Annotated in this window: 17 protein-coding genes and 1 tRNA gene; all 18 read left to right on the forward strand. The window is 60.8% G+C overall.

What is annotated here, in order from left to right:
* The first annotated feature begins 45 nt into the window (after positions 1-45).
* The 18 genes from TERRO_RS10510 to TERRO_RS10595 all read left to right on the forward strand — a co-directional run bounded on the left by TERRO_RS10510 (position 46) and on the right by TERRO_RS10595 (position 21,770).
* Positions 46-2,301 (forward strand): penicillin acylase family protein, encoded by a 2,256-nt coding sequence (locus TERRO_RS10510; protein ID WP_014785976.1) that lies wholly within the window; start codon positions 46-48, stop codon positions 2,299-2,301.
* Positions 2,302-2,373: 72 nt separating this feature from the next.
* On the forward strand, positions 2,374-3,711 hold the full coding sequence (locus TERRO_RS10515; protein WP_014785977.1) for a flagellar basal body-associated FliL family protein: 1,338 nt from the start codon (positions 2,374-2,376) through the stop codon (positions 3,709-3,711).
* Positions 3,712-3,822: 111 nt separating this feature from the next.
* Positions 3,823-4,353 carry a DUF4149 domain-containing protein gene (locus TERRO_RS10520; protein ID WP_014785978.1) on the forward strand — a complete coding sequence of 177 codons (531 nt, stop codon included), beginning with the start codon at positions 3,823-3,825 and terminating at the stop codon, positions 4,351-4,353.
* A 259-nt stretch (positions 4,354-4,612) separates the two neighbouring features.
* A tRNA-Asp gene (locus TERRO_RS10525) sits at positions 4,613-4,689 on the forward strand.
* An 853-nt stretch (positions 4,690-5,542) separates the two neighbouring features.
* Entirely contained in the window at positions 5,543-7,822 is a 2,280-nt protein-coding gene (locus TERRO_RS10535) for a phage tail sheath family protein (protein WP_014785979.1), read from the forward strand.
* A gap of 24 nt (positions 7,823-7,846) precedes the next feature.
* Positions 7,847-8,359, forward strand: coding sequence for a phage tail protein (locus tag TERRO_RS10540; RefSeq protein ID WP_014785980.1), 513 nt, complete (start codon positions 7,847-7,849; stop codon positions 8,357-8,359).
* 76 nt (positions 8,360-8,435) lie between these two features.
* Positions 8,436-9,116 (forward strand): hypothetical protein, encoded by a 681-nt coding sequence (locus TERRO_RS10545; protein WP_014785981.1) that lies wholly within the window; start codon positions 8,436-8,438, stop codon positions 9,114-9,116.
* Positions 9,113-9,856 carry a hypothetical protein gene (locus TERRO_RS10550; protein WP_014785982.1) on the forward strand — a complete coding sequence of 248 codons (744 nt, stop codon included), beginning with the start codon at positions 9,113-9,115 and terminating at the stop codon, positions 9,854-9,856. The genes TERRO_RS10545 and TERRO_RS10550 overlap by 4 nt, the downstream gene beginning before the upstream one ends.
* Positions 9,853-11,127, forward strand: a complete 1,275-nt coding sequence (locus TERRO_RS10555; protein WP_014785983.1) for a Pvc16 family protein — start codon at positions 9,853-9,855, stop codon at positions 11,125-11,127. Before TERRO_RS10550 ends, TERRO_RS10555 begins: the two co-directional genes overlap by 4 nt.
* A gap of 4 nt (positions 11,128-11,131) precedes the next feature.
* Positions 11,132-12,994 carry an ATP-binding protein gene (locus tag TERRO_RS10560; RefSeq protein WP_014785984.1) on the forward strand — a complete coding sequence of 621 codons (1,863 nt, stop codon included), beginning with the start codon at positions 11,132-11,134 and terminating at the stop codon, positions 12,992-12,994.
* The gene (locus TERRO_RS10565; RefSeq protein WP_014785985.1) at positions 12,991-13,272 is read left to right on the forward strand and encodes a hypothetical protein; all 282 of its coding nucleotides are present in this window, start codon (positions 12,991-12,993) and stop codon (positions 13,270-13,272) included. Before TERRO_RS10560 ends, TERRO_RS10565 begins: the two co-directional genes overlap by 4 nt.
* A complete protein-coding gene (locus TERRO_RS10570) occupies positions 13,269-18,725 on the forward strand; it encodes an eCIS core domain-containing protein (protein WP_014785986.1) in 5,457 nt (1,818 codons plus the stop codon). Before TERRO_RS10565 ends, TERRO_RS10570 begins: the two co-directional genes overlap by 4 nt.
* Before the next feature lie 28 nt (positions 18,726-18,753).
* Positions 18,754-19,392, forward strand: a complete 639-nt coding sequence (locus tag TERRO_RS10575) for a hypothetical protein (protein ID WP_014785987.1) — start codon at positions 18,754-18,756, stop codon at positions 19,390-19,392.
* Between the two features lie 46 nt (positions 19,393-19,438).
* The gene (locus TERRO_RS10580; protein WP_014785988.1) at positions 19,439-19,762 is read left to right on the forward strand and encodes a LysM peptidoglycan-binding domain-containing protein; all 324 of its coding nucleotides are present in this window, start codon (positions 19,439-19,441) and stop codon (positions 19,760-19,762) included.
* Between the two features lie 16 nt (positions 19,763-19,778).
* Entirely contained in the window at positions 19,779-20,687 is a 909-nt protein-coding gene (locus TERRO_RS10585) for a hypothetical protein (RefSeq protein ID WP_245536269.1), read from the forward strand.
* Positions 20,650-20,907, forward strand: coding sequence for a hypothetical protein (locus TERRO_RS23645; protein WP_245536270.1), 258 nt, complete (start codon positions 20,650-20,652; stop codon positions 20,905-20,907). Before TERRO_RS10585 ends, TERRO_RS23645 begins: the two co-directional genes overlap by 38 nt.
* Positions 20,908-20,916: 9 nt before the next feature.
* Complete coding sequence (locus tag TERRO_RS10590) at positions 20,917-21,432, forward strand: phage baseplate assembly protein V (protein ID WP_041593245.1); 516 nt, start codon at positions 20,917-20,919, stop codon at positions 21,430-21,432.
* Positions 21,432-21,770: a PAAR-like protein gene (locus TERRO_RS10595; RefSeq protein ID WP_014785990.1), complete on the forward strand. Its 339-nt coding sequence runs from the start codon at positions 21,432-21,434 to the stop codon at positions 21,768-21,770. Before TERRO_RS10590 ends, TERRO_RS10595 begins: the two co-directional genes overlap by 1 nt.
* Positions 21,771-21,783: the final 13 nt, after the last annotated feature.

Here is a 21,783-nt window from a genome sequence, read left to right on the forward strand (position 1 = left end):
TGCCGATGTACCCCTCAATCCAAGAGCGACACCACAAGGAGCACCATGCCCCTGCGCCGCCGCATCCTTTCCCTTGCCACCCTCACGCTGGCAATAGGCACCGCAGTCCCTTCGATCGCACAAGCCAAAGCCTCAACGTACAAGCCGATGAAGGGCTCAGAGATCCTGTGGGACAAGTGGGGCGTGCCGCATATCTTCGCAAAGAACACGAAGGATATGTTCTATCTCTACGGTTACGCGCAGACCGAGGCACACGGCGAACTACTGATGCACGTCATGGCCGGCAGCCGCGGCCGTTCCAGCGAGATCTACGGCGCGGGCGCGAACGATCGCAATCTGAAAACGGATCGGTGGGTGTGGCTCAATGAGGTGCCCAAGCGCTCCGCCCTCTGGCTCTCGCAGCAAATCCCGGAGTTCCGCAGCTATCTTGATTCTTTTGCAGCAGGCATCAACGCTTACGCAGCGGCGCATCCCGACAAGCTGAGTGCTGAGGCCAAGCAGGTGCTGCCCATCACGCCTCTCGATGTCATCGAACACACGCAACACTTTGTGAACTTCGAGTTCGTCGCCGGCCGCGCACTCATGGAGCCGCGCAACGCTACCCGCACCGCAGCGGCATCCACAGAAACAGCGTCGCTTGAGATGCCGGAATCGCCCTTCGCTCCCACCAACATGGACATGCAGGACGGCTCAAACGGCTGGGCCATCGCGCCCTCCCACAGCACCAGCGGCAACGCCATGCTGCTGATGAATCCGCACCTCGCTATGGCCGGCGAGCAGACCTATTTTGAGGCGCAGCTTGTCGCTCCCGGGATCAATCTTTTCGGCGCATCGCAGGTCGGTCTGCCGGTCATGCGCTTCTGCTTTTCAGACTATCTCGCCATCACCAACACGGTGAACACCAACAACGGCGCACTGCAGTTCGACATTAAGGAGCAGGCCGGCGGGTACCTTTACGACGGCAAGGTTCTACAGTATGAGACGTCTCAGTATCCCTTCCGCGTGAAGCAGAAAGATGGCAGCTTCACCACCGAAGTCGTGCAGGTGCAGAAGACTGTGCACGGCCCCATCATTCGCCGGGACAAGGGAGTTCCCGTCGCGCTGCTCACCGCAGGCCTCGACAAGCCCTTCTTCCTGGAGCAGTACTGGAAGATGGACACGGCGCACAACTTTGCGGAGTACCAGGCACAGCTACGCCGGCTGGAAGTGCCCATGTACAACATCCTCTACGCCGACCGCGACGGCCACATCGAATATCTCTTCAACGCCAACGTGCCACGCCGCACTGGCGATTGGGCCACATGGACGAAGCCCGTCGACGGATCCACCAGCGCCACCATGCCGCACGGCATCCTGAGCTATGACGAATTGCCCAAGCAGATCGACCCCGCCAGCGGCTACGTGCAGAACAGCAACGAACCACCATGGGATGCTGCCTGGCCCAACATGATGGATCGATCAGCCTACCCGGCGTACATCTCGTCGTTCTTTCCGCTCTTCCGCAGCGACCGCGCCCTTCGCATGTTGAGCGAGGACAAGAAAATCAGCTTCGACATGCTGCTGGAGAAGAAGTTTTCCACCCGCATGGAAATGGCCGACCGCGTCCTCGACGAACTGCTGGCTGACGTAGATCAGTATGGCAGTCCACGCGCGAAAGAGGCTGCGGCCGTGCTCCGGACATGGGATCGCCAGTGCGAAGCCAACTCCCGCGGCGCACTGCTCTTCTACACGTGGGCACAGAAATTCATCAGCACCAGTGTCGGCATGACGACCGTCGCAGCCCAAAAGAACTGGGCGATCCCATACGACTACAACCAGCCGCTGACGACACCGCGCGGCATCAAGGATCCGAAACTCGCGGTGCAGATGCTGGCCGACGCCGCAGACGAAACCGTGAAGCTCTACGGCGCGCTCGACCGCCCCTGGGGCGACGTCATGAAGATCGAAATCAACGGGCAGAGTGATGGCGACATTAAGGCAGTGCGGGGACCGGCGCTGAACGGTGTCTCACTCCCCGGCAATGGTGGCTACGGCAACCTGGGCGTCTTCCGCGTCTTCACATGGGGTCCGCTTCTCGAAGGCAAAAAGACACCGATCCACGGCGACGGCTTCACCATTGCGGTCGAATTCACCAAACCCGCCGTCAAGGCCAAAAGCTTCGTCTTCTACGGCGAATCTTCGCAGCCGGGCTCTCCCTTCCACACGGACGAGCTGCCGTTGGCAGAGAAGAAGCAGTGGCGAGACGTCTGGCGCACCCGCCCGGAGATCCTGGCGAACCTGAGTTCGAGAGACGCCTTCTAACTCGTAGGAATTGAAGCCAGGGCCACATCATCCGGTGTGGCCCTTTCGCTTCCGCATTTAGACTTAAAAGCGATGCGTTCCCTAAGAATCACTGCCCTCACGGCGCTGCTGGCGCTCCCCTTCTCGGCCTTCGCCGCAAGTACCCTCACCGGCACCATCACCAACGGCACGACGAACAAGCCGTCATCCGGCGACACCGTCACGCTCATCCGTCTGGCACAGGGCATGCAGGAAGCCGCGCACACCACCTCGGACGGCAAAGGCCACTACGAGCTCAACGTGCCCGACGACGGTGTGCACCTGGTCCGCGTGACCCACGAGGGCGCCAACTACTTCAAGCCGGCGCCTCCGGGCACGACCGCCCTCGACATCGACGTCTACGCCGTCGCAGCGAAGGTCCCCGGCGTAAAGCTTGAAGCGGACGTGATGCGCGTGCAGACTGAGGCCGACGGCAAGAGCCTCCGCGTCGTCCAGCACTTCTTCCTCAAGAACGAATCGGCACCGCCCAAGACACAATTCTCGGACGCGACCTTTGACTTTACCCTGCCGGAAGGCGCGGTCGTCGAGGGCGCAGCAGCGCAGGGCCCCGGCGGCATGACCGTCCAGTCACAGCCCGTCCCGCTAACAAAGAAGGGCCACTTCACCTTCAACTTTGCCGTGCGCCCGGGTGGGCAGACGCAGTTCCAGGTCAGCTATCGCGTGCCCTACAACGGATCGCTGAAGATGACGCCGACCACCGCCATGGCCTCTGACAACGTCATCGTCATGATGCCGAAGGCGATGAAGTTCGACGGTGGCAAGACGCCGTGGGCGCCCGTGCAGGATGAGGTGGATGCGCAGACCTTCGTCGCACGCAACATCGCAGGCGGCGATACCGCAGAGTTCACGCTCTCGGGTCAGGGCCAACTGCCTCGCACCACGACAACCGCTTCCGACGCAAGCCAGCAGAATCAGGGTAACGGCCCGGCAACCGGCACCCCAGCCAGCGGCGCGGACCCGAACGCTGATCCCGGGTCGAACACCGGCCCGGCAGCCAGTAACAAGCCGGGCGGTGGCCTCGGCACGCCCATCGACACACCCGATCCCCTCAGCAAGTACAAGTGGTGGATCATCGCTGGAGTCGCTCTGTTGCTGATCAGCGGAGCCGGTTTCCTCCTCGGACGCCCGCAGAATCCCGCCGTCGTCACAACCGACCCGACGATCCCTTCGACGGCAGCACCTGTCGGCGTCGCTATAGCAGCGGGTATCCCGCAGGCGGCATCACTGCTCAACGTCCTGCGCGACGAGCTCTTCACCCTTGAGAGCGATCGCTTGACCGGCAAAATCACCGAAGAGCAGTACGCGCGCGTAAAGCCTGCACTGGAAGTCGTCTTGCAGAACGCACTCGAGCGCAACAAACCGTCAGCATAGACAACAAACCCTCGGCATAAACGAGAGTCCCAGGTGCCCCAGCTTCGCTTCAAGGAGCTGGGGCATATCTGTCTGTGCCATCCACGGCGCAAGCCCCGCTACACTATCTCCATGGTCATTGCTGCCCGTGTCGTTCGTCTGCTTGCGTTCGCTGTTTGGATGGGCGCCCTCATCTTCTTTGGTGCGGTCGTAGCGCCCACAGCGGCGCGCGTCTTCGGCACCACAGAGCAATTCGCAACCTTCATCGGACACACCCTGCTCTTCGCACACTCCATCGGTCTGTGGTGCGGTGTGGCCATGATGATCAGCCTGCGGCTGCTGGGCAGCCGTGCCTATCGCATGCCCGTGCAGGCCGGCCTTGTGCTGCTGATGATCGTGATGACCTTCGTCTCCAACCGCGCCATCATCCTGCCCATGGAGCACGATCGCGCCCTCGCCGGCGGCAATATCAACATCCTTCTCCCCGGCTCGCCGATCCGTACCGATTTTGAATCACGCCACGCGTGGTCAACGCGCGTCGAGAGCGTCGTGATCCTCGCAGGTCTCGGCCTCGCGGTTCTCATCGGTATGGAGGCAGGCCTCCGCGAGCGCGGAACGAATGCCACCCCTCGCAAAGTCTTCGACCTGTCCGAAGACGCGTAACCCCTGCGGTACCTGGACCAAAGACGCGGTCCGTCGCGCACACCCGGCGCAACGAAGAACTTTTTCATTCTCAAGGTGAGTTTCTGCACAGGACAGTCACCCATCTCGTGCAAAAGTTCTGATAAACTCAATCTTGTCGTCGCGAGTGAAACAGGCAAGCAGCTCAGCCGGAATCACATAGCGCAACACGATCGAAGCATGCGGACGCGCAACACGGCGACCCGCTTCGATGTGACATCCATCTTGCACCAGCAAGTTTGGGGACGTAGCTCAGTCGGTTAGAGCGCTGCCCTGTCACGGCAGAGGTCGCGGGTTCGAGTCCCGTCGTCCCCGCCATCAATCTAAAGAACTTAGGTTGAGGCGGCCCCCCTAATACGCAGAAGTCAAAGGGTGTAAGTGGTACCTCGTACTTCGGGTGGATTCTTACCCGGTGCTTCACCAGTTTTGGAAACAGCCTCCACATAACACGCACCCTGCGCTGTCCGTTAATGCGAGCTCATGCCCGTGTATGAAGCATCTTCCCTGGTCGCCTTCAAAAGTGTGCTGAAGGTACTGCGAAAAGTGTGCCAGCCGAGTTCTTTCTGGATAATATTTGCTCGCGCTTCGCATGTAGGCCGGCAGAACGTTCAGAACTGCCGACGCATGGCGAGCTGGATATATGCCAAGTCAGACAAAGCGATATAGCGCACTCGTTGATAAAGCCAAAGTCGAAAAAATGAAGCAGATTGCAAGAATTGGGATTACTGATGCCAATACTGGCAGCTTCCTTGCCTTTTTCATGAGGATTAAACAACGAGATTCCATCTGCGGATGCAAGCCCTATGCGCCCGAGGGGCTGTCAACTGAGCCCGCTCACTCGATAGAGGTATCGCTGACCTAAGACTTAAGTGCTGCCTCTGGCTCCAGAGCCTAGAGTGTAATGCGGGCGCTTCGTCGGAGAAGATCATCATCACTCGGTTAGGCAAACGAGCTAGAAGATGAATGCCGCGACGCTGATAACAGCCACATAAGAACAGCACATTACCGGGTAATTCCGGGATATGGCGCCTGCTATGCGCATTGCAGAAAATTACTTGAGCAAGTAAATCATCTGAATTAAACGCAATAGGAAGAAATATTTCCTCAAATTATCGTTGCGTCGTTTCTAGACCGGTGTATGCTTCGGCTACTTCCAACGAGGTGCCATCGCGTGCCGGCTACGACTACTTTTCCAGGTGTCTATCTTGAGCGGTTGCCCAGTGGCGTCCGTTCCATTGCGGGTGTCAGCACTTCCGTTGCGGCTTTCCTCGGTGAGGCATCGCGCGGAACGGTTGGTGTTGCGACACAGATCTTTAACTTCACCGACTTTACGCGTGAGTTTGGCGGCCTGGTTAGTAAGTACGATCTTGGCTATGCTGTGCGGCAGTTCTTCATGAACGGCGGCAGCGAGGCTTGGATTGTTCGTGTTGCCGCGAATGCCGTGCAAGCTTCTGTGCCACTCACCGCGACAGGCGGAGCTACGGTTTTAACGCTAACTGCACTGGATGCGGGTGACTTTGGCAATGGCATCACCGTTACCGTTGACTGGAAGACGCCCTCCCCTGGCAGCACATTCAATCTGACTCTGGCCACCGCGGACGGAACATCCGTCGAGAGTTACAGTGGCCTGTCGATGAACTCCCAGGATGCCAAGTTCGTGGAGAAGGCACTTGCCTCATCCCAACTGGTCAAGGCCACCCGTGCGGCGGGCCTCGCATTTCCAAATCCGGGAACCAGCACCAGCGGTGTGGTGGCGGATACAACCGCTGCTCTAACGCCGCCCGCGGGCCAACCGCCGCGAACTGATTTGCGCATAGTCGTAGATGGTCTACCTGTCATCACAATATCGCTGAATGCTGCTGCCGTCAGCGGAGGCATCGGCGCGGTCGCATCGGCGATCCAGACGCAGGTAGTTGGCATCAGCACCAATCCATCCCTGAAGAACTTCACCTGCAAGCCCAATGGCAGCAATGACCGACTGATTCTTACCTCGGGAACTACCGGTGAGAACAGCAGTGTTATGGTTCTGCAGGGCGCGACGCGCGACGCCGCAGCGGCGCTGAAGTTAGGCGTGGCAAGCGGCGGAACAGAAGTAGACGGAACCAGCGCATTGCGCCCGAAACCCACGCCTGACCCCGGTGTATTGCGCGGAGCTGCGATCACCACAGCAACCGCCCTGGACACACTTCCCAAGGCCGATACGCACCAGTTACAACTCGTCCTGGATGGCGGTGTGGCGGACACGGTTGACTTGATTTCTGGCGGCCTTGCTGCGGGCGCCGACCTGAAGACGAAGTTGCAGGACATGGCGACACGACTGCAGGACGCGGTGCAGGCACTGCGGTCCACGGCAGCGTATACCGGCTTCACGGCGAAAGTGGATGACTCCGGGGCCAATCCATTGCTTGTCCTGACTTCGGGCACGCGAGGACCGGGATCATCCGTGAGCGTCCTAGCCGCAGGGGCTGACACGTTCGCGAACACCCTCGGACTTCTGACAGGGATCACTGCGACACCTGGCACAACAAAGGCGCTTGCGGGCGGCAGCGCGCAGGATGTTTCGCCCTCCACCGTGTACAGCAGCTATGTGCCGAGCGGTACGGCGAGGCAGGGGCTCTCCGCGCTGGAAGAAGTGCAGAGCTTCAACCTGTTGATCATGCCCGGTATTACGGACTCCGCGACGCTTGCCGATGCCGCTGCATATTGTCAGGCTCGCTCAGCCTTCCTGATTGCCGACGCACCCTTCGATACGGATATTCAGCACATGGTCACGGCGATCAGCGGGCCGTCGTTGCCGAAGAGTATCAACGCGGCGGTTTACTATCCGTACTTCTTTATCTCCGACCCACTAAATGGCGGCGCGAACAGGCGTATGCCTCCATCAGGTGCCATCGCAGGCATCTACGCGCGCACGGACACCACACGCGGCGTCTGGAAGGCACCTGCAGGCACAGACGCTTCCGTTGTCGGCGCTCTCGGTGTGGAGTACACGCTGACAGACTCGCAGAATGGTGCCTTAAATCCGCTCGGTGTGAACTGCATCCGGTCACTGCCAACCTTTGGCATTGTCAGTTGGGGCGCGCGAACGTTACGCGGTTCGAATGCGGAGGCGAATGAGTACAAGTATGTGCCGGTTAGCCGTACTGCCCTCTTCATCGAACAGAGTCTTTATCACGGGCTGCAATGGGTGGTCTTCGAACCAAACGACGAAACGCTCTGGTCGCAGATCCGGCTGAATGTTGGTGCGTTCATGCAGGGCCTCTTCAAGCAGGGTGCCTTTGCGGGGGTGAGCGCGGACCAGGCTTACTTTGTCGAATGCAGCAGCGAGACCACGACTTCCACTGACCAGAGCCTTGGCCGCGTGAATGTCATCGTCGGCTTTGCCCCGCTGCGGCCGGCTGAGTTCGTGATCATTCAGCTTCAGCAGATAGCCGGACAGGCAGCGTCGTAATCGACGGAAAGGAAGCCGTAAGCCATGGCGCAATTCACAGTAAATCCGGGGCGAGTCGACCCATACAAGAACTTCAAGTTCCGCGTGAAGTGGGACGGACGGTACGTCGCTGGCATCAGCAAAATCAGTGCGCTCAAGCGCACAACGGAAGTGGTCAAGCATCGAGATGGCAGCGATCTGTCTACGAGCTTCAAGTCGCCGGGGCGCACGGAGTACGAGGCCGTTACGCTGGAGCGCGGCGTGACCCATGACCTGGAGTTTGATACCTGGGCGCAGAAGGTATGGGACGTCAATGGCGGGCCCGGTACCGAGGTGTCACTGAAGGATTTCCGCAAGAACATCCGGCTGGAGTTGTTCAACGAGGCTGGCCAGATCGTGATGGCCTATAACCTCTTCCGCTGCTGGGTTTCGGAATACCAGCCTTGGCCTGACCTGGATGCGAATGCGAATGCCATCGCGATTCAACACATCAAGATCGAAAACGAAGGCTGGGTCCGTGACACGAAGGTGACGGAACCTGCAGAACCCAGCTTCTAATCCGGCCAGGAACTTGACGGAAGCGTAACGGCGCATCCGGAACTCCTTCGGCACGCACGGTACTACGGAGGACAAGATGGAAAGCAGCGCCGGCATGGTAGTGCGTGCGTGGGAGGCGGGATCGACTGTGACGGCCTGGCAGCGGCCGGCAGCCCTGCTCTCCGCGCTGACCGACATTCCGCTTCAACAGACGCTGCGCTTAGGGATCGCACGTCGTGATGCCGCGCTTGTCGCATGGCGCACTGCCCTCTTTGGAGTGCAGTGGCCCGCCTTCGCGCAGTGCCCCGCATGCAAAACCATGCTGGAGTACGAGCTACCGCAGCGTTCTGCCACGGTCGTAGAGAGCGACGAAGCCCTCGAGATAGACGTCAGTGGTCTGCACCTGCAGGTTAGGTGGCCGAACTCATTGGATCTGGCGGATGCGGCGGCTTGTCCAGATGCGCGAGAGGGCCGTGCACTGCTGCTGAAACGCATCCTGCCCGAACCAGTTGCGGAAGATTTTGTCGGCTCTGTGCTGACTGCGATGGCGGATGCGCACAACGGCTTCACAGGCATCGATCTGCAATGCCCGGAGTGTGCCGCGCATTGGTCGGAGGTGTTCGAGGCTGGTGAATACTTGTGGCGAGAAGTACGTGCGGCAGGCCGCCGAATCCTGCGGGATGTGGATGCGCTGGCGCGAGCCTATGGCTGGAGCGAGACGGAAATCCTGAGCCTGAGTGACTTGCGGCGCAACGAATACCTGGCGATGGTTCCATGAGCGCGGACTATCTGGAACTGCTCTTGGGGCGCGCGCGCGGCGAGCTACCCGCTGCAGAACCACGCATCCTGCCATCCATGGCGCCTCCATCCAGCCTGCAATGGGAAGAGATCAACGAAGAACGTCTGGCTGCGCCCGATCCACACATCGCTACGCAGCGCGCACCAGACCCGACCACGGCTTCAGCGATCGAGACGCGCGAGTTTCGTGACGGCCACACCCCATTGCGGGATGCGAAGCAGGCGCCCACTGTGAGTGCTCCCGGGCCTTCGCCAAAGCCGTTCCCCGGCCAACTTCTACCGCCGAGCGACGTCGTTCTATCCAACGTAGATAAGAGCGCTTCAATGGCAGTTACGCCGTTGCCCTCCCATGAGAACGTGACGCCGACACGGGAAGCTGTGAATCCGATTTCGCGTCTCGCTACTGCCGACCCCGGAGTGACGCGCCCTGATCCTCCGAAGATGGTGCCACCCACCTTGGGGCCAGCACGACCTCAATCGGCACATCCGCTGATGCCGCCACGCGAACAGGCTGCCACACCGCAGACAAGGCACTTACCCTCCCCTTTGAACACGCCACGGCCGGAGCCGGTTGCAGCAGCACCAATCACCATTCGCATCGATCGTATTGAAGTGCGAACCTCCGCACCAACGTCAACGCAACGGGTGGCACAACCAGAACGCTCTCCAGCAGCGATGCCGCTGGAAGACTATCTGCGCCGCAAAGGAGCGGGACGATGAGCACCGCCATGGCCATCGCGGCAGCAGCGCGCGTCGTCGCGCAGTTGATTGATCGGCGTGTCGCCCTGGAGAACTTCACCGCCTTCCAGTCGATGAAGACCACCGTTCTCTCTCCGGAACAGATCGACGGAACGGACATGTCGGCAACGATCGACGTCCCGCCGCATATCAACATCTTTCCGTATCACGTTGCCATGAATGCTGCATATCGCAATGCCTTCGAGCCGTCGCGCAATGCATTCGGACAGCCGGTGACGACGCCTCCGCTGGCGCTGGATATCAGCTTCCTGGTCAGCACACACAGCTCTTTGGAACTGTTGCCGGAGATGCTGCTTGGGCTCGCGATGCAGGCGCTCAGTGACGTACCGCAGTTGACGCGCGAGCGGGTACGCACATTGCTCGCGGTGAATCCGTTGATCGACCCTCCTGATCCTGTACTCGTGGCGCTGCAGCGATCAGGGCTCGCGGACCAGCTTGAAATTCTGCGGATCGAGCCGCTGAACCTCAACGCGGACGAGATGCAGAAGCTGTGGACTTCCATTCATAGCCGGTGTCGACCATCGTTCTGCTACCGCATCTCCGCAGTGCTGATTGAATCGGAAAATTCTGCGAAGAGTGCGCTGCCCGTGCGCACCTTTGCGACCGCCGTCGTTCAGTCGGTGCGGCCTTTCATTGATCGCATCGATCCGCCCAATCTGCTCTTCCAGGCGGCCGCCTCGCAGATCGCGCTGGTGGGTGAAGAACTCGTCCAGCCCGGTGCGGTAGCTGTTTTCAGCAATGGGGCCCGGCGGCCACTTGATGCCGGATCCACGCCTACACGCGCACTGGTAACGCTGCCTGCTGGCCTTTCTGCAGGCATCGTCGGTGTCGAGCTGGTACGGACCATCGACATCGGCGCCGCGCCATTGAAAGAGGTCAACGAGTCGAACCTTGCCATCTTTCTGCACCGGCCAGTCTTCGCGCTGAAAGGTGACGGCACACCAGACATCACGCTGAACGCAGGGGTGCTTTCCATCCGTCTGCAACCACCACCCACGACAAAGCAGGAGATACGCCTGCTGCTCAATGATCCCGTTCCATCAGCCAGCAGCGCCGGCTTCACGGTTGCGGGAGTGCTGGGAAACATCCCTGCGACCGACCCGGTCACTTTCAAATTGGCTGGCGTGACGCCCGGCAGCTACATGGTGCGCGTGCGGGTGGACGGCGCGGAGACGCCGCTGACGCTCGATGGCAATGGGGCCTACACCGGCCCAAAGATTACGGTGGTCTGACCCCATGGCGATCTCCACGGTTCCAACACGCACGGACTGGCGGACCACCGAGTTGGAGCGATCACTTTCGTCTGTCCGGGAGAGAGTTCGCACCCGGGACACACCCCTGAAGTTGACACCCACGCTGGAACTGCTGTCGGCGATCTTCGAGCTCTCACGCTTTGAATCAGAGGTTCTTCTGCTTTGCGCTGCGGCAGAACTCGACACGGATGCGGGAAAGGCACTGGCCCAACTCCAGGGCAGCAAATGCGTACACCCTACGTTCGGCCTGGCGCTGTCCTTGCTGGATCAGGCCGCATGGGAGGCCGTAGCGCCGCATGCTCCGTTACGCCGGTGGGATCTTCTGACGATGGAAACGGGCTCCACGCTGCTGACCAGTCCGCTGCGTATCGATGAGCGTGTCTTGCATTTCGTGGTGGGCATCGACAGCTTCGACCCACGCCTGCGTATGTATATGCAGCCTCTACTTGCCGCACCTGACCTCGTGGCCTCACAACAGGCAATAGCGATGCGCATGGCTGCACTTTGGCAGACGTCTGCGGAAGCCGTGCAACTGGCAGGACTGGATGGCGGTGCGAAGCGGGCGATTGTGACGCACGCGTGCGCAGCGATGGGCTGGCGTGCCTTCGTCTGGAGCGTCGATGCACTGCCGGAGGCGGCGGAACTGGACCGGGTAATGCGTCTCTGGCAAAGAGAGGCCGCTCTCAGTCGCGCTCTGCTGGTCATGGATGCCGAACGAGTCGATGGTGCGCGCGAACAGATGCAGGTTGAGCGGTTCGTGCGGCAACTTGCATCGCCGTGCGTAGTGCTGGTGCGGCAGCGTTGGCCTTCGCAGTCAGGACAGCTACTTACACTCGACGTAGTTCGGCCGCTACGGCAAGAGCAACAGGCGATCTGGCGCAAAGCCACGCTGCCGGAGGTTACTGACGACGAGGTCTCCCGCGTCAGCGCTCACTTCGACTTTGACGCAGATGCCATACGCGTAGCAGCGGCCGCGTGGCGCAGCGATCCCGGCGTGTCCCTTTGGAGGACTGCGCGGCAGTGCGCTCGCGCAGCCGTCGAGGGACTGGCGCAGACCATCACACCGCGGGCAGGCTGGGAAGACCTGGTCCTTGACGCCGGCATGAAACAGCGGCTGCGCAGGATTGCCTCGCAGGTTCGGCATCGCTCGCAGGTGTATGACACGTGGCGCATCGGCGAACGTGGTCCGAACGGACTTGGGATCACCGCACTGTTTGCAGGTCCGAGTGGTACCGGAAAAACGCTTGCAGCCGAGGTCATCGCGCATGAACTGGAACTGGACGTCTGCCGCGTCGACCTGAGTCAGCTTGTCAGCAAGTACATCGGAGAGACCGAAAAGAACATCGCGCGCATCTGCGAAGCTGCGGAACAAAGCGGCGCTGTGCTGCTCTTCGACGAGGCGGACGCACTCTTCGGCAAACGGAGCGAGGTAAAAGACAGCCACGACCGCCACGCGAATATCGAGGTCAGTTACCTGCTGCAGCGGATGGAGGTCTACCGCGGGCTTGCACTGCTAACCACCAACCTTGCGGAAAATATCGATCCCGCATTTTTGCGGCGCCTGCGCTTCGTCCTCCACTTCCGCCTGCCCGAAGCGGCGGAGCGCGCGGCAATCTGGCAGCGCATGTTTCCGAGAGAAGTGCCACTGCAAAATGTCGATTTCAACCTGCTTGCCCGTTTGCAGGTGGCCGGGGGCAATATCCGCAATATCGCCATGACTGCCATGTTCTTGGCGGCGGAGCACGGCACCGGCGTGACCATGCCGCTGCTGCTGGAAGGCGCGCGCATGGAGTACAGCAAGCTGGAACGAACGCTGCGTGATTCCGAGATCGAGGGCTGGGTATGAGAGCGCCTGCGCCCCCGTTCGAACTCAGCATCGGCGACCTTGTTCTGGAAGGCATGACGCCAGGTGCTCGGCAGGTGTGCGCTGCGGCGTTTTCCGCAGAGTTCGAACTGATCGTCCTGAACCGGGGCACTGCAAGCTTTGCGAAGCAGGATCATTCGGAATGGCAACTGCCGACGTTGACACTGCCGGCGCACACCGGCGACCAGCCGCGTCGCGTGGGAAGGGCTTTGGCAGTGGCGCTGTATGAGGCATTGCATTACGCCGGGGAGGGCCGATGAGCAAGTCCGCTGCTCCTCCCCAGCCAAAGCCAAAGGCGAACGCAAAACGGTCTGCACTGCGCAAAGCGATGTCAGAGCCGGGAAGACCACTGCCAGATGCAGTGCGCGTGGAACTTGAGATCAGATTCTCAACCAGTCTTGCAGCGGTTCGCGTTCACACTGGTCCTCTGGCAGATGAGGTAGCACGCGAATTGGGGGCAGATGCGCTGACGTTGGGACAGCACATCTTCTTCCGTGCAGGCAAATGGCAACCGGAGACGCTGGCCGGTCGCGACCTGCTGGCGCATGAGGCGATGCACACCCTGCAACAGCAGGCGTCTGCTCCGCCCGCGCAGGATCTTCGCGCATCCGAGCCGGGAGAGCCATTGGAACGCCAGGCAGATGAGGCCGCCGAGACGGGCAGCATACCCACGCCGACAGCCGAAGCGGTCGTCGCAAGACGGGTTGCGGGTATGGCCAACCGAGAGACAAAGACCATCGACCCGGCGCGGACCGTCGAGGAACTTTCGCGGACGCTGCTGATGCGCGTGCGCGCGGATGGTAAGGACAGCAGCGGGAGGATCCGCAACCAGTTGATCCGCATGGAAGACGACCTGCGCCGCGACGTTCTACGTTGGCTGGAAGCCCACATGGAAAGCCATGAGTGGCGCACCTTTCTGGATGTACTGGCCGAGGACGTTCCGTCCGGTCTGGACGGTACCGAAAATGCCCAGGGTGCCGCTGCCGCGCCCATCGGAGATCTGTCGCCAGAAGCCAGGGCCGTCGAATCCGCAAACGGGAAACTCGATGGCGAAGAGGCACACGATCAGACAGCACCGCAAGCCAGAAAGAGCGAACAGGCGGGGATCGAAGGTGAACAGGAGGAAGCCGCTGCATCGGGCGAAGCAGCCGTCGACCAGCCACAGATTGCAGCGGGTGCGGTCACTACCGAGACCGCCGAATCTGCAGGTGCCGGGGCAGTAGCTGCCCCTGCCCCCGAACCCGCCACATCCGCAGTAATTCCGTCCGCACCATCGGCAGCCGGCGGAGGTGGTGCGATGGAGCAGCCCTCCGTTGCGGCCCCAACTGATGCTGACGAGACAGCGACCGAAGCCAGCGCGGGAACCGATGCCCCGCAGGCACACGTCGCGGAAGACAGGGGCGGCGCTCCCGGTGCCGAAGGTCGCACAGAGGCAGCAGAGGAGGCGGAGGCAGATCCATCACAGGCGCAGAACTCCAAAGCTGACACAGCATCCGTCACTGGCGAGCCCACGCCCGATGCCGTTCCTGCCGGCCTTGCTCAGGAGACGGAAGCTACTTCGGGAACGGATGTTGACACTGCAAACGAAGGCGCTGTCGGGGCTTCTTCTGATGAGACCGAATCGGCATCCGAAACCGCCTCAGCCCCAGCTGGAATCGCCCTTCCCTCCCTCTCTCAGACGGGAGCTCAGCCGGAAGTGGAGCAGCCGCAGGCGAAGCCATCGTCGCCTGAGGAAGCGGCTGTCACTCAACCGACCGCGATGGGCAGCAATACGGCTCAGCAGATTGACCCCAATATCGACACGGGCGTGACCGCCGCTGCATCGGAGGCCACTGCCGGGGATGCGGCTTCAGAGTCTTCGGTCGAGGGCCACGTCGGTGACAACGGAGGTACGGTTCCCGGTGAAGGCATCGCTGCGCAGCCGGAAGTGGGAGGACAGGGCTCGGCTCCCGGTACCATCCCACCGGGCCTGCTGGGTGAGTTCTCAGGCGAACCACCGCAGAACGATGCCGCTGCACCCGCGGGTGGTGGAGGCGGTGGTGGCGCGGCCGTCCCGGAGCCTCCGCCGGAGCCCGACGCCGCCCAGAGCATTCCCTCCGCCGACCCCGTTGGTGCGATGGACGCCGTCGGTGGCATGCAGGTCGCCAGCGCTGCGCATGCGATGGGGGCAGCACAGGCGACAGTCGCCGCGGAGACCGGTCAGCAGCAGGCAGAGCTGGCGGCAGCGCCCCCGACGATTGAACGCCCTACGGGAGCACCGAGCGGCGCGGATGGTGTGGCTCCGGATAATGTCCCTGCTGTTCCTGCAGCCGCTGACCCGGCCGGAGTGGCAGCAGTTGCTGCGGGAGCTCCCATGGCGGTTGCTGCACCGCAGGCAGCGCCCGAGCCGGGTGCACCAGTGACCCAGGGAATCGCAAGACCCCAGGTGACCGGTACCAGCGAAGGCAAGATCACCGAATCAGATGCACGCCGGGTACAGCAGGCCGTCGGAGAGGTGCCAGTCACCGATGAGGCGCTGAATGTTGACGCGGGAGATGCGCCACCTCTGGCGCTGGAGGGTGATGCCGATCCCGCGCAGGTGCAAAACCAACAGACCGCACTGATGGACAGCGCAGCGACTAACGCGCAGCAGGGCGCGCAGGACGCTGCCGAACCGATGGGAGAGGACCATCTGTACCCTGCAGTGACACCGGGCACCATAGCCCCGGATGAAGCCGTAGCGGGTGTCGCCGCTGCAAGCGCCGGGCCAGAGCAGGACGCCGGCATGGGGGACATTGACATAGGTGTTGCCACGGTTGCCGAACAGGAGCACGGCGACGAAGTTCGCCAGCATGCAACGTCCGCATCCGGCCAGCTCACGACGAAACGCGCGGACAAAGACAACGAGCAGCAGAAGGCCAACACAGACAGCCAGAAACAGGTTTCCGATGCGATTGACGCTAATGCGAAGCAGCAGGCGGATGAGCGTACAACCGCGCGCAAACAAGTGTTGGATCAGCGCAAAGATTGGACCGAAGGTCAGAAGGCGGCGGTTACAACAGCGCGAGATGATTCTGGCAAGGAACTGCAGGGTGCTCGCGGCGAAATTACATCCGAACAGACAAAGGCGCAGGACAAGGCCAACGAACACATCGCCGAAGGCAACCGCAAGATCGTCACAGCACGCACCGACGGCGAGAACAAGGCTCGGGCCGAGCGCGAGAAAGCCAAGCGCGAGAGCGAAGATGATGGCGGCATCTTCGGCTGGATCGCCTCCAGTATCAGCAGTTTCTTTAACAAGCTGCTGGATGCAGTGCACGCCGTCTTCGACGCCGCGCGCAAACTCGTCAAGGTTGCGATCGAGGCAGCGCAGAAGTTGGCACACGCCGTCATCGACGCCGCACGCAAGGCCGTGGTGGGTCTCATCCAGGCAGCCGGTAAGGCACTCCTAGCCATTGGCGACAAGCTGCTCGCCGCCTTCCCTGCCCTGCACGACAAATTTCGTAAGGCCATTCACGGTCTGGTGGACGCCGCCGTCAAGGCCGTCAACAAGCTGGCCGATGCGCTGGACAAGGGTATCCGCGCCCTTCTAAACGGACTGATGAAGGCGCTCAACGCCATCCTCAGTGCCTACGAGGCCATCTACAGCGGCATCATCAAGGCAGTCGCTGGCTTTGTGAAGGGCGTGCTCGACAAGGTGCGTGCGCTGATCGCGGCACTCGCCCAGTTCGCTGCGCTGGTAAAAGATATTGCACCCGCACCGGGCCAGTGGCTAAGCAATCTTGGCGCATCGATCATGGACGGCATCCGCAATCACTTGTGGACCGCTCTGAAGACCGCCTTCAAACAGTGGTTCAACGACACCATCGAAGGCATCATCGGCATGGGCCGAATGGTGCTGGACCTGTTGCGAAAGGGCGGCCTCTCGCTCAAGAAGATCGCTGGCTTTGTGTGGAGCGCCATCATCTCCGCCATTCCGGGTATCGTCATCCAGTTCCTGATCGAGAAGCTCATCGCGATGATCATCCCTGCAGCCGGCGCGGTGATGCTCGTCATCCAGGGACTGATCGCAGCATGGGGAGCCATTCAGCGCATCATCGCCGCCTTCCAGCTGTTCTTCACCTTCCTCAAGGCGGTCAAGGCGGGCGGCGCGGGCCCGCAGTTTGCCACGGCCCTTGCAGCCGGAGCCATCGCGCTCATCCAGTTCCTTGCAGGCTTCATCATGTCGCGCCTTGGCGGAGCAGCGAGCGGCGTTACCAGCAAACTCAAGGCTATCGCGCAAAAGATCGTCGCCTTCTTCAAGCGCGTCGGCAAGGCGATTGGAAAGGGACTGAAGGTCGTTGGCCGCGTCATCGTGCGTGGCGTGAAGGCTGTCGGTCGCGTTGTCGTACGCGGCGCGAAAGCCGTTGGCAGAGTGGTCACCCGCGGTGCTCGTGCCGTGGCACGTGTAGCCACGCGTGCCGGGAAAGCTGTCGTACGAGTCTTGAGCAAGACGAAAATTGGCCGCGCAATCCTCCGCGCTGGCAGCAAGGTCGTTGGGAAGATTCGCACTGGTTATGGAAAGGCCAAAGACTGGCTCAAGAAGAAGCAGGAGCAATTCAAGGCGTGGCGGGAAAAACGAAAGAAGAACGCCGCGGAAAGGAAACAAAAGAGACTGGAGCATGCTGTAGCGGCCATCAAGCCGCCACTTGAGAGCATGCTGAAGCGCGGGGTCAGTGGCCTTTGGCTGAAGGCACGCCTGGGGTTCTGGTTGCTGCGTTATCGTCTGACTTCGCTGCGCGTTGCGGGCCGCGAGATCATCGCGAAGATCAACCCGGAAGCTCCCGTGACTGAAGTCGAAAAGGTTGGCATCGGCAAAGAGCTGCTCCCCATTCTGCGAGCCGCAGAAAGAAGGTTTGAGGAAGATTGGTATGCATCCAGGGCAGCGGATGACGCCGGAATGTCGAGCGCAAAGGAGGCTGACAATTACGTCCGCCCAAACGCAGAACTGGACGACATATTTAGCGCGCGGATGGCACGTACAGAGCGAGGAACGTCCTCAAGGCACGCACCGCTCTTCTTCCGGTCCACAGGTGTCACCATCCGAAGCAGGCGCGGGCCGTCTGCCTCGGATAGTCCGGCATTGCTTTCAGGCTTGATGGTTCCCCTCGGCAGGAAGTCCAGCTATAGCGCGATGCGAACGGAGTGGATAAAGACTGGTATGCCAACCATGGCTGCTCTTGCAGCTTCCCCGGAACATCGGACATTGCGCCTCTTTGAGCGAGCTCGTGGAGAGGGAATGCTTCCAGCAATGGACCTCGCCCAATCACTCGCAGAAGGAGGTCACGCCAACGCAGGCGACGTTACATACGGAGCGCTCGCGCCCATGGCTCCAGTGGGCGCAGCTCAAGCCGCGGAGGTGGATGCATTGAGAAAAGGCCTGCCGTTGAAGGTGGATCCCAAGGATCACAAGGGTTCTCCAGATCTACCTAAATACAACCGAAAGAAACTCGCAGGCGTTCGGGACGACAGTGCACGGCGCATCGCAAACATATTTCTCAGACTCCGCAGCGTAATCGAGTCTGGTCAATCACTTGAAACCACGCCGGGCAATGCCAGCTTCCCCGCGCTTGGAGAGGCTTTCAGCAAATGGCTGGAGGCGCACCGTAACCAGGACGTAATAGCAAAGTCAGGTGCTGCAGAGGTACTCTCCGCGGAGCTTGCCGTTTTCCTTAAGACCTACCGTGGTGGCTGACACCACTGTATTGAAAGGCAACATTGCGATGAGCACACCCGTATCACCACGCACATTACGCGCTGGTCTCGTGCTCGCCGACCCCAACTCCGGGTCGACGCAGCAGGTTATCGTGCTGCAGTACAGTCCGGAGTCCCTCAGCCGCTCCCTCCAGCCGCAGGCCGTCGGTGCCGAGTCAGGCGATCGCGTGGACGCCCTGCGCCTCAAGGCTCCGCCCGTCGAAACCTACAAGATCGACGCCGAGCTCGACGCAACCGATCAGATGGCAACAGCAGCCGGTGCACCCAATGGCCTCCTGCCGCAGCTTGCAGCGCTTGAGATGCTCGTCACTCCCTCCGTCTCCACCTTGCGTTCCAACCAGGCTCTCGCCATGGCCGGCACGTTGGAGATCGTTCCCGTGATGATGCCACTCACACTGTTTGTCTGGGGTCGTAACCGTATCCTGCCGGTTCGCATTACAGAGTACAGCGTGACAGAGGATGCCTTCGATCCGCAGTTAAATCCAATTCGTGCCCGCGTCAGCCTGAGCCTGCGCGTGCTGAATGTGAACGACCTTGTGCCAGGCAGCCGAGGGTCCGAACTTTACCTTGCGCATCAGTCGCAGATGGAAGCTCTGGCGCGCAAGTTTGCCTATGGCAGCGCAGCCGATGTGGGGCTGACCCGATGATCGCCAACCTGATTCGTATCCCTGATTCCTTTACGAGGAGGACCCTATGAAGAACCCGCTGCCAGCCAACAGTCGCTACTCCGCGGTGGAGGCTACACAGACCGTGCTGCCCGACGGACGGAACGTCGCTTTTCTGCGCCGCCGTTTTATCCCGCACCCATCGCAGTTCGCAACGCTGCAACAGCACACGGTGCGACAGAGCGAACGACTCGATCAAATTGCGGCTCAGTATCTGGGCGACCCGGAGATGTTCTGGCAGATTGCGGATGCCAACCTTGCCTTCGATCCTGCGGACCTGACCGCAACACCTGGAACAAACCTGCGCATCACCCTGCCCGCCGGCCTTCCCGGTGGGCCTGCGGACGACTGAGGAGACGGTAGACAGCATGCAGCAGATCTTCTTCACGTTGCTGATTGGCCCCATGGTGCCCGTGCCCGCGCCGGCGGCGGTGTCGAACGCGCTGCAGAGCGCGCAGGTCACCGTCGCCAGCGGCCAGCGCAGCGGCTTCCAGTTGCTCTTTAACGTGGCGACAAACAGCCTGTTGAACACAACGCTTCTTCCTGCGGGCCTGTTCGATCCCGGCATCCGCGTGATCCTTATGGCTATCGTCAACGGAATTCCAAACGTGCTGATGGATGGCATCGTCATGCGCCAGGAATTTGCTCCGTCAAACCAGCCGGGACAGAGCACACTCACGGTCACGGGTGAAGATGTGAGCGTCATGATGGGGCTGATTGATCTGAAAGGCATTCCCTATCCTGCGATGTCGGTCGAATTGCGAGTCGCCGCAATCCTGGCGAAGTACGCAATTTACGGTCTTGTTCCGCTGATCATTCCCTCTCTGTTTCCCGATCTCAACTTGCCAATGAAGTCCATCGCCTTCCAGAAGGGCACGGACCTTGACTACATCAATCAACTTGCCAAGGAGAACGGCTATGTCTTCTACCTCGAGTCCAGGCCCCGCGCCGGGTGTGAATCTGGCTTATTTCGGTCCAGAGATTCGCATCGGCGTGCCGCAGCCTGCACTCAACATCAACATGGACGCAGCAACCAACGTGGAATCTCTGAGCTTCAGCCTCGACGGTTCCACGCGCGAACAATTGGCCGTCCTCATTCAGGAACCATTCACCAAGTTGAATATTCCTGTTCCGATTCCCTCTCTAAGCCCTTACGCTCCACCGCTGGCGGCGAAGTCTGCGCCGGCGTTGCACCTGAAGTTTCTGGAAGGCGCAGCAAAATTGGATCCTCTGAAGGCCATGATCCAGGGCATCGGCAAAGCCACGGAGGCCAATGACGCTATTACCGCAAGCGGCTCCCTTGATGTACTGCGTTACGGACGCGTACTTGGTGCGCGGCAACTGGTGGGTGTCCGTGGCAGTGGACCTGCGTATGACGGCCTTTACTTCGTAAAGAGCGTGACGCATAACCTCAACCCTCGCAAGCGCGAGTACAAACAGAGTTTTAACTTGGCTCGGAACGGGCTGATCAGCCTGACGCCTCGAGTGGTGCCATAGACGATGAGCATGGACGAAACAACGCGTTACTACGGCAAGTACCGGGGCACGGTGGTGAACAACGTGGACCCGATGAAGACCGGACGCCTGATGGTGCAGGTGCCGGACGTGTACGGCATTGTGCCGTCAACGTGGGCCATGCCGTGTGTGCCTGCAAGCGGCATTCAAAACGGCATGTTGTGGTTACCCGCGATCGGTGCCGGCGTATGGGTGGAATTTGAGCAGGGCAACCCCGACTATCCCATCTGGGTTGGCGGCTGGTGGGGCTCTGCAGCGGAGGTGCCTGCGCTGACGCAACTCGCACCACCTGCAGTCTCCTGTATGGCCATGCAGACCACGCTGCAGAACGGCATCGTGCTGAGCGATGTGCCTGGCCCAACCGGCGGCATCATGCTCAAAAGCACGCTGGGCGCGAGCATCATCGTAAACGACACGGGAATTTACATACAGAACGGAAAGGGCGCGAGCATCACGTTGATCGGACCATCGGTCACCGTGAACACGGGCGCGCTGGTGGTGACTTAATGCCGGGACCTCTATTCCATGTAGGAGCCATCGCCATTTGCGCGCATGGCACGGGCGTCGTCAACGTGATCTCGTCGAACACGCGCGTCCTCGTCAGCGGCATGCCGGTCGCCACAGTGACCGATCAGGCCATGATCGCGGGTTGTCTGTTTCTCGCAACATCGCCCACGCCGCAACCATGTCTGCGTGTACAGTGGGTGACGCCTGCGGCGCGTGTGTTGATCAACGGTCAACCGGCGTTACTGCAGACCTCGGTCGGATTAGGACTTGGCCCCACTCAGGCTCCTCAAGGACCCATCAACATCGTGTCCACACAACCGCGGGTAATCGGCACGTAGAACGCCACGGGGA

This window comes from Terriglobus roseus DSM 18391 (assembly GCF_000265425.1).
Taxonomy (GTDB): Bacteria; Acidobacteriota; Terriglobia; order Terriglobales; family Acidobacteriaceae; genus Terriglobus; species Terriglobus roseus.

What these genes read in the sequence shown, in the direction of transcription:
- TERRO_RS10540 (WP_014785980.1), top strand. Translation starts at nt 7,847, where the DNA reads ATGGCGCAATTCACAGTAAATCCGGGGCGAGTCGACCCATACAAGAAC.
- TERRO_RS10580 (WP_014785988.1), top strand. Translation starts at nt 19,439, where the DNA reads ATGAAGAACCCGCTGCCAGCCAACAGTCGCTACTCCGCGGTGGAGGCT.
- TERRO_RS10550 (WP_014785982.1), top strand. Translation starts at nt 9,113, where the DNA reads ATGAGCGCGGACTATCTGGAACTGCTCTTGGGGCGCGCGCGCGGCGAG.
- TERRO_RS10575 (WP_014785987.1), top strand. Translation starts at nt 18,754, where the DNA reads ATGAGCACACCCGTATCACCACGCACATTACGCGCTGGTCTCGTGCTC.
- TERRO_RS10565 (WP_014785985.1), top strand. Translation starts at nt 12,991, where the DNA reads ATGAGAGCGCCTGCGCCCCCGTTCGAACTCAGCATCGGCGACCTTGTT.
- TERRO_RS10510 (WP_014785976.1), top strand. Translation starts at nt 46, where the DNA reads ATGCCCCTGCGCCGCCGCATCCTTTCCCTTGCCACCCTCACGCTGGCA.
- TERRO_RS10515 (WP_014785977.1), top strand. Translation starts at nt 2,374, where the DNA reads ATGCGTTCCCTAAGAATCACTGCCCTCACGGCGCTGCTGGCGCTCCCC.
- TERRO_RS10560 (WP_014785984.1), top strand. Translation starts at nt 11,132, where the DNA reads ATGGCGATCTCCACGGTTCCAACACGCACGGACTGGCGGACCACCGAG.
- TERRO_RS10585 (WP_245536269.1), top strand. Translation starts at nt 19,779, where the DNA reads ATGCAGCAGATCTTCTTCACGTTGCTGATTGGCCCCATGGTGCCCGTG.
- TERRO_RS10520 (WP_014785978.1), top strand. Translation starts at nt 3,823, where the DNA reads ATGGTCATTGCTGCCCGTGTCGTTCGTCTGCTTGCGTTCGCTGTTTGG.
- TERRO_RS10590 (WP_041593245.1), top strand. Translation starts at nt 20,917, where the DNA reads ATGGACGAAACAACGCGTTACTACGGCAAGTACCGGGGCACGGTGGTG.
- TERRO_RS23645 (WP_245536270.1), top strand. Translation starts at nt 20,650, where the DNA reads ATGATCCAGGGCATCGGCAAAGCCACGGAGGCCAATGACGCTATTACC.
- TERRO_RS10570 (WP_014785986.1), top strand. Translation starts at nt 13,269, where the DNA reads ATGAGCAAGTCCGCTGCTCCTCCCCAGCCAAAGCCAAAGGCGAACGCA.
- TERRO_RS10555 (WP_014785983.1), top strand. Translation starts at nt 9,853, where the DNA reads ATGAGCACCGCCATGGCCATCGCGGCAGCAGCGCGCGTCGTCGCGCAG.
- TERRO_RS10595 (WP_014785990.1), top strand. Translation starts at nt 21,432, where the DNA reads ATGCCGGGACCTCTATTCCATGTAGGAGCCATCGCCATTTGCGCGCAT.
- TERRO_RS10545 (WP_014785981.1), top strand. Translation starts at nt 8,436, where the DNA reads ATGGAAAGCAGCGCCGGCATGGTAGTGCGTGCGTGGGAGGCGGGATCG.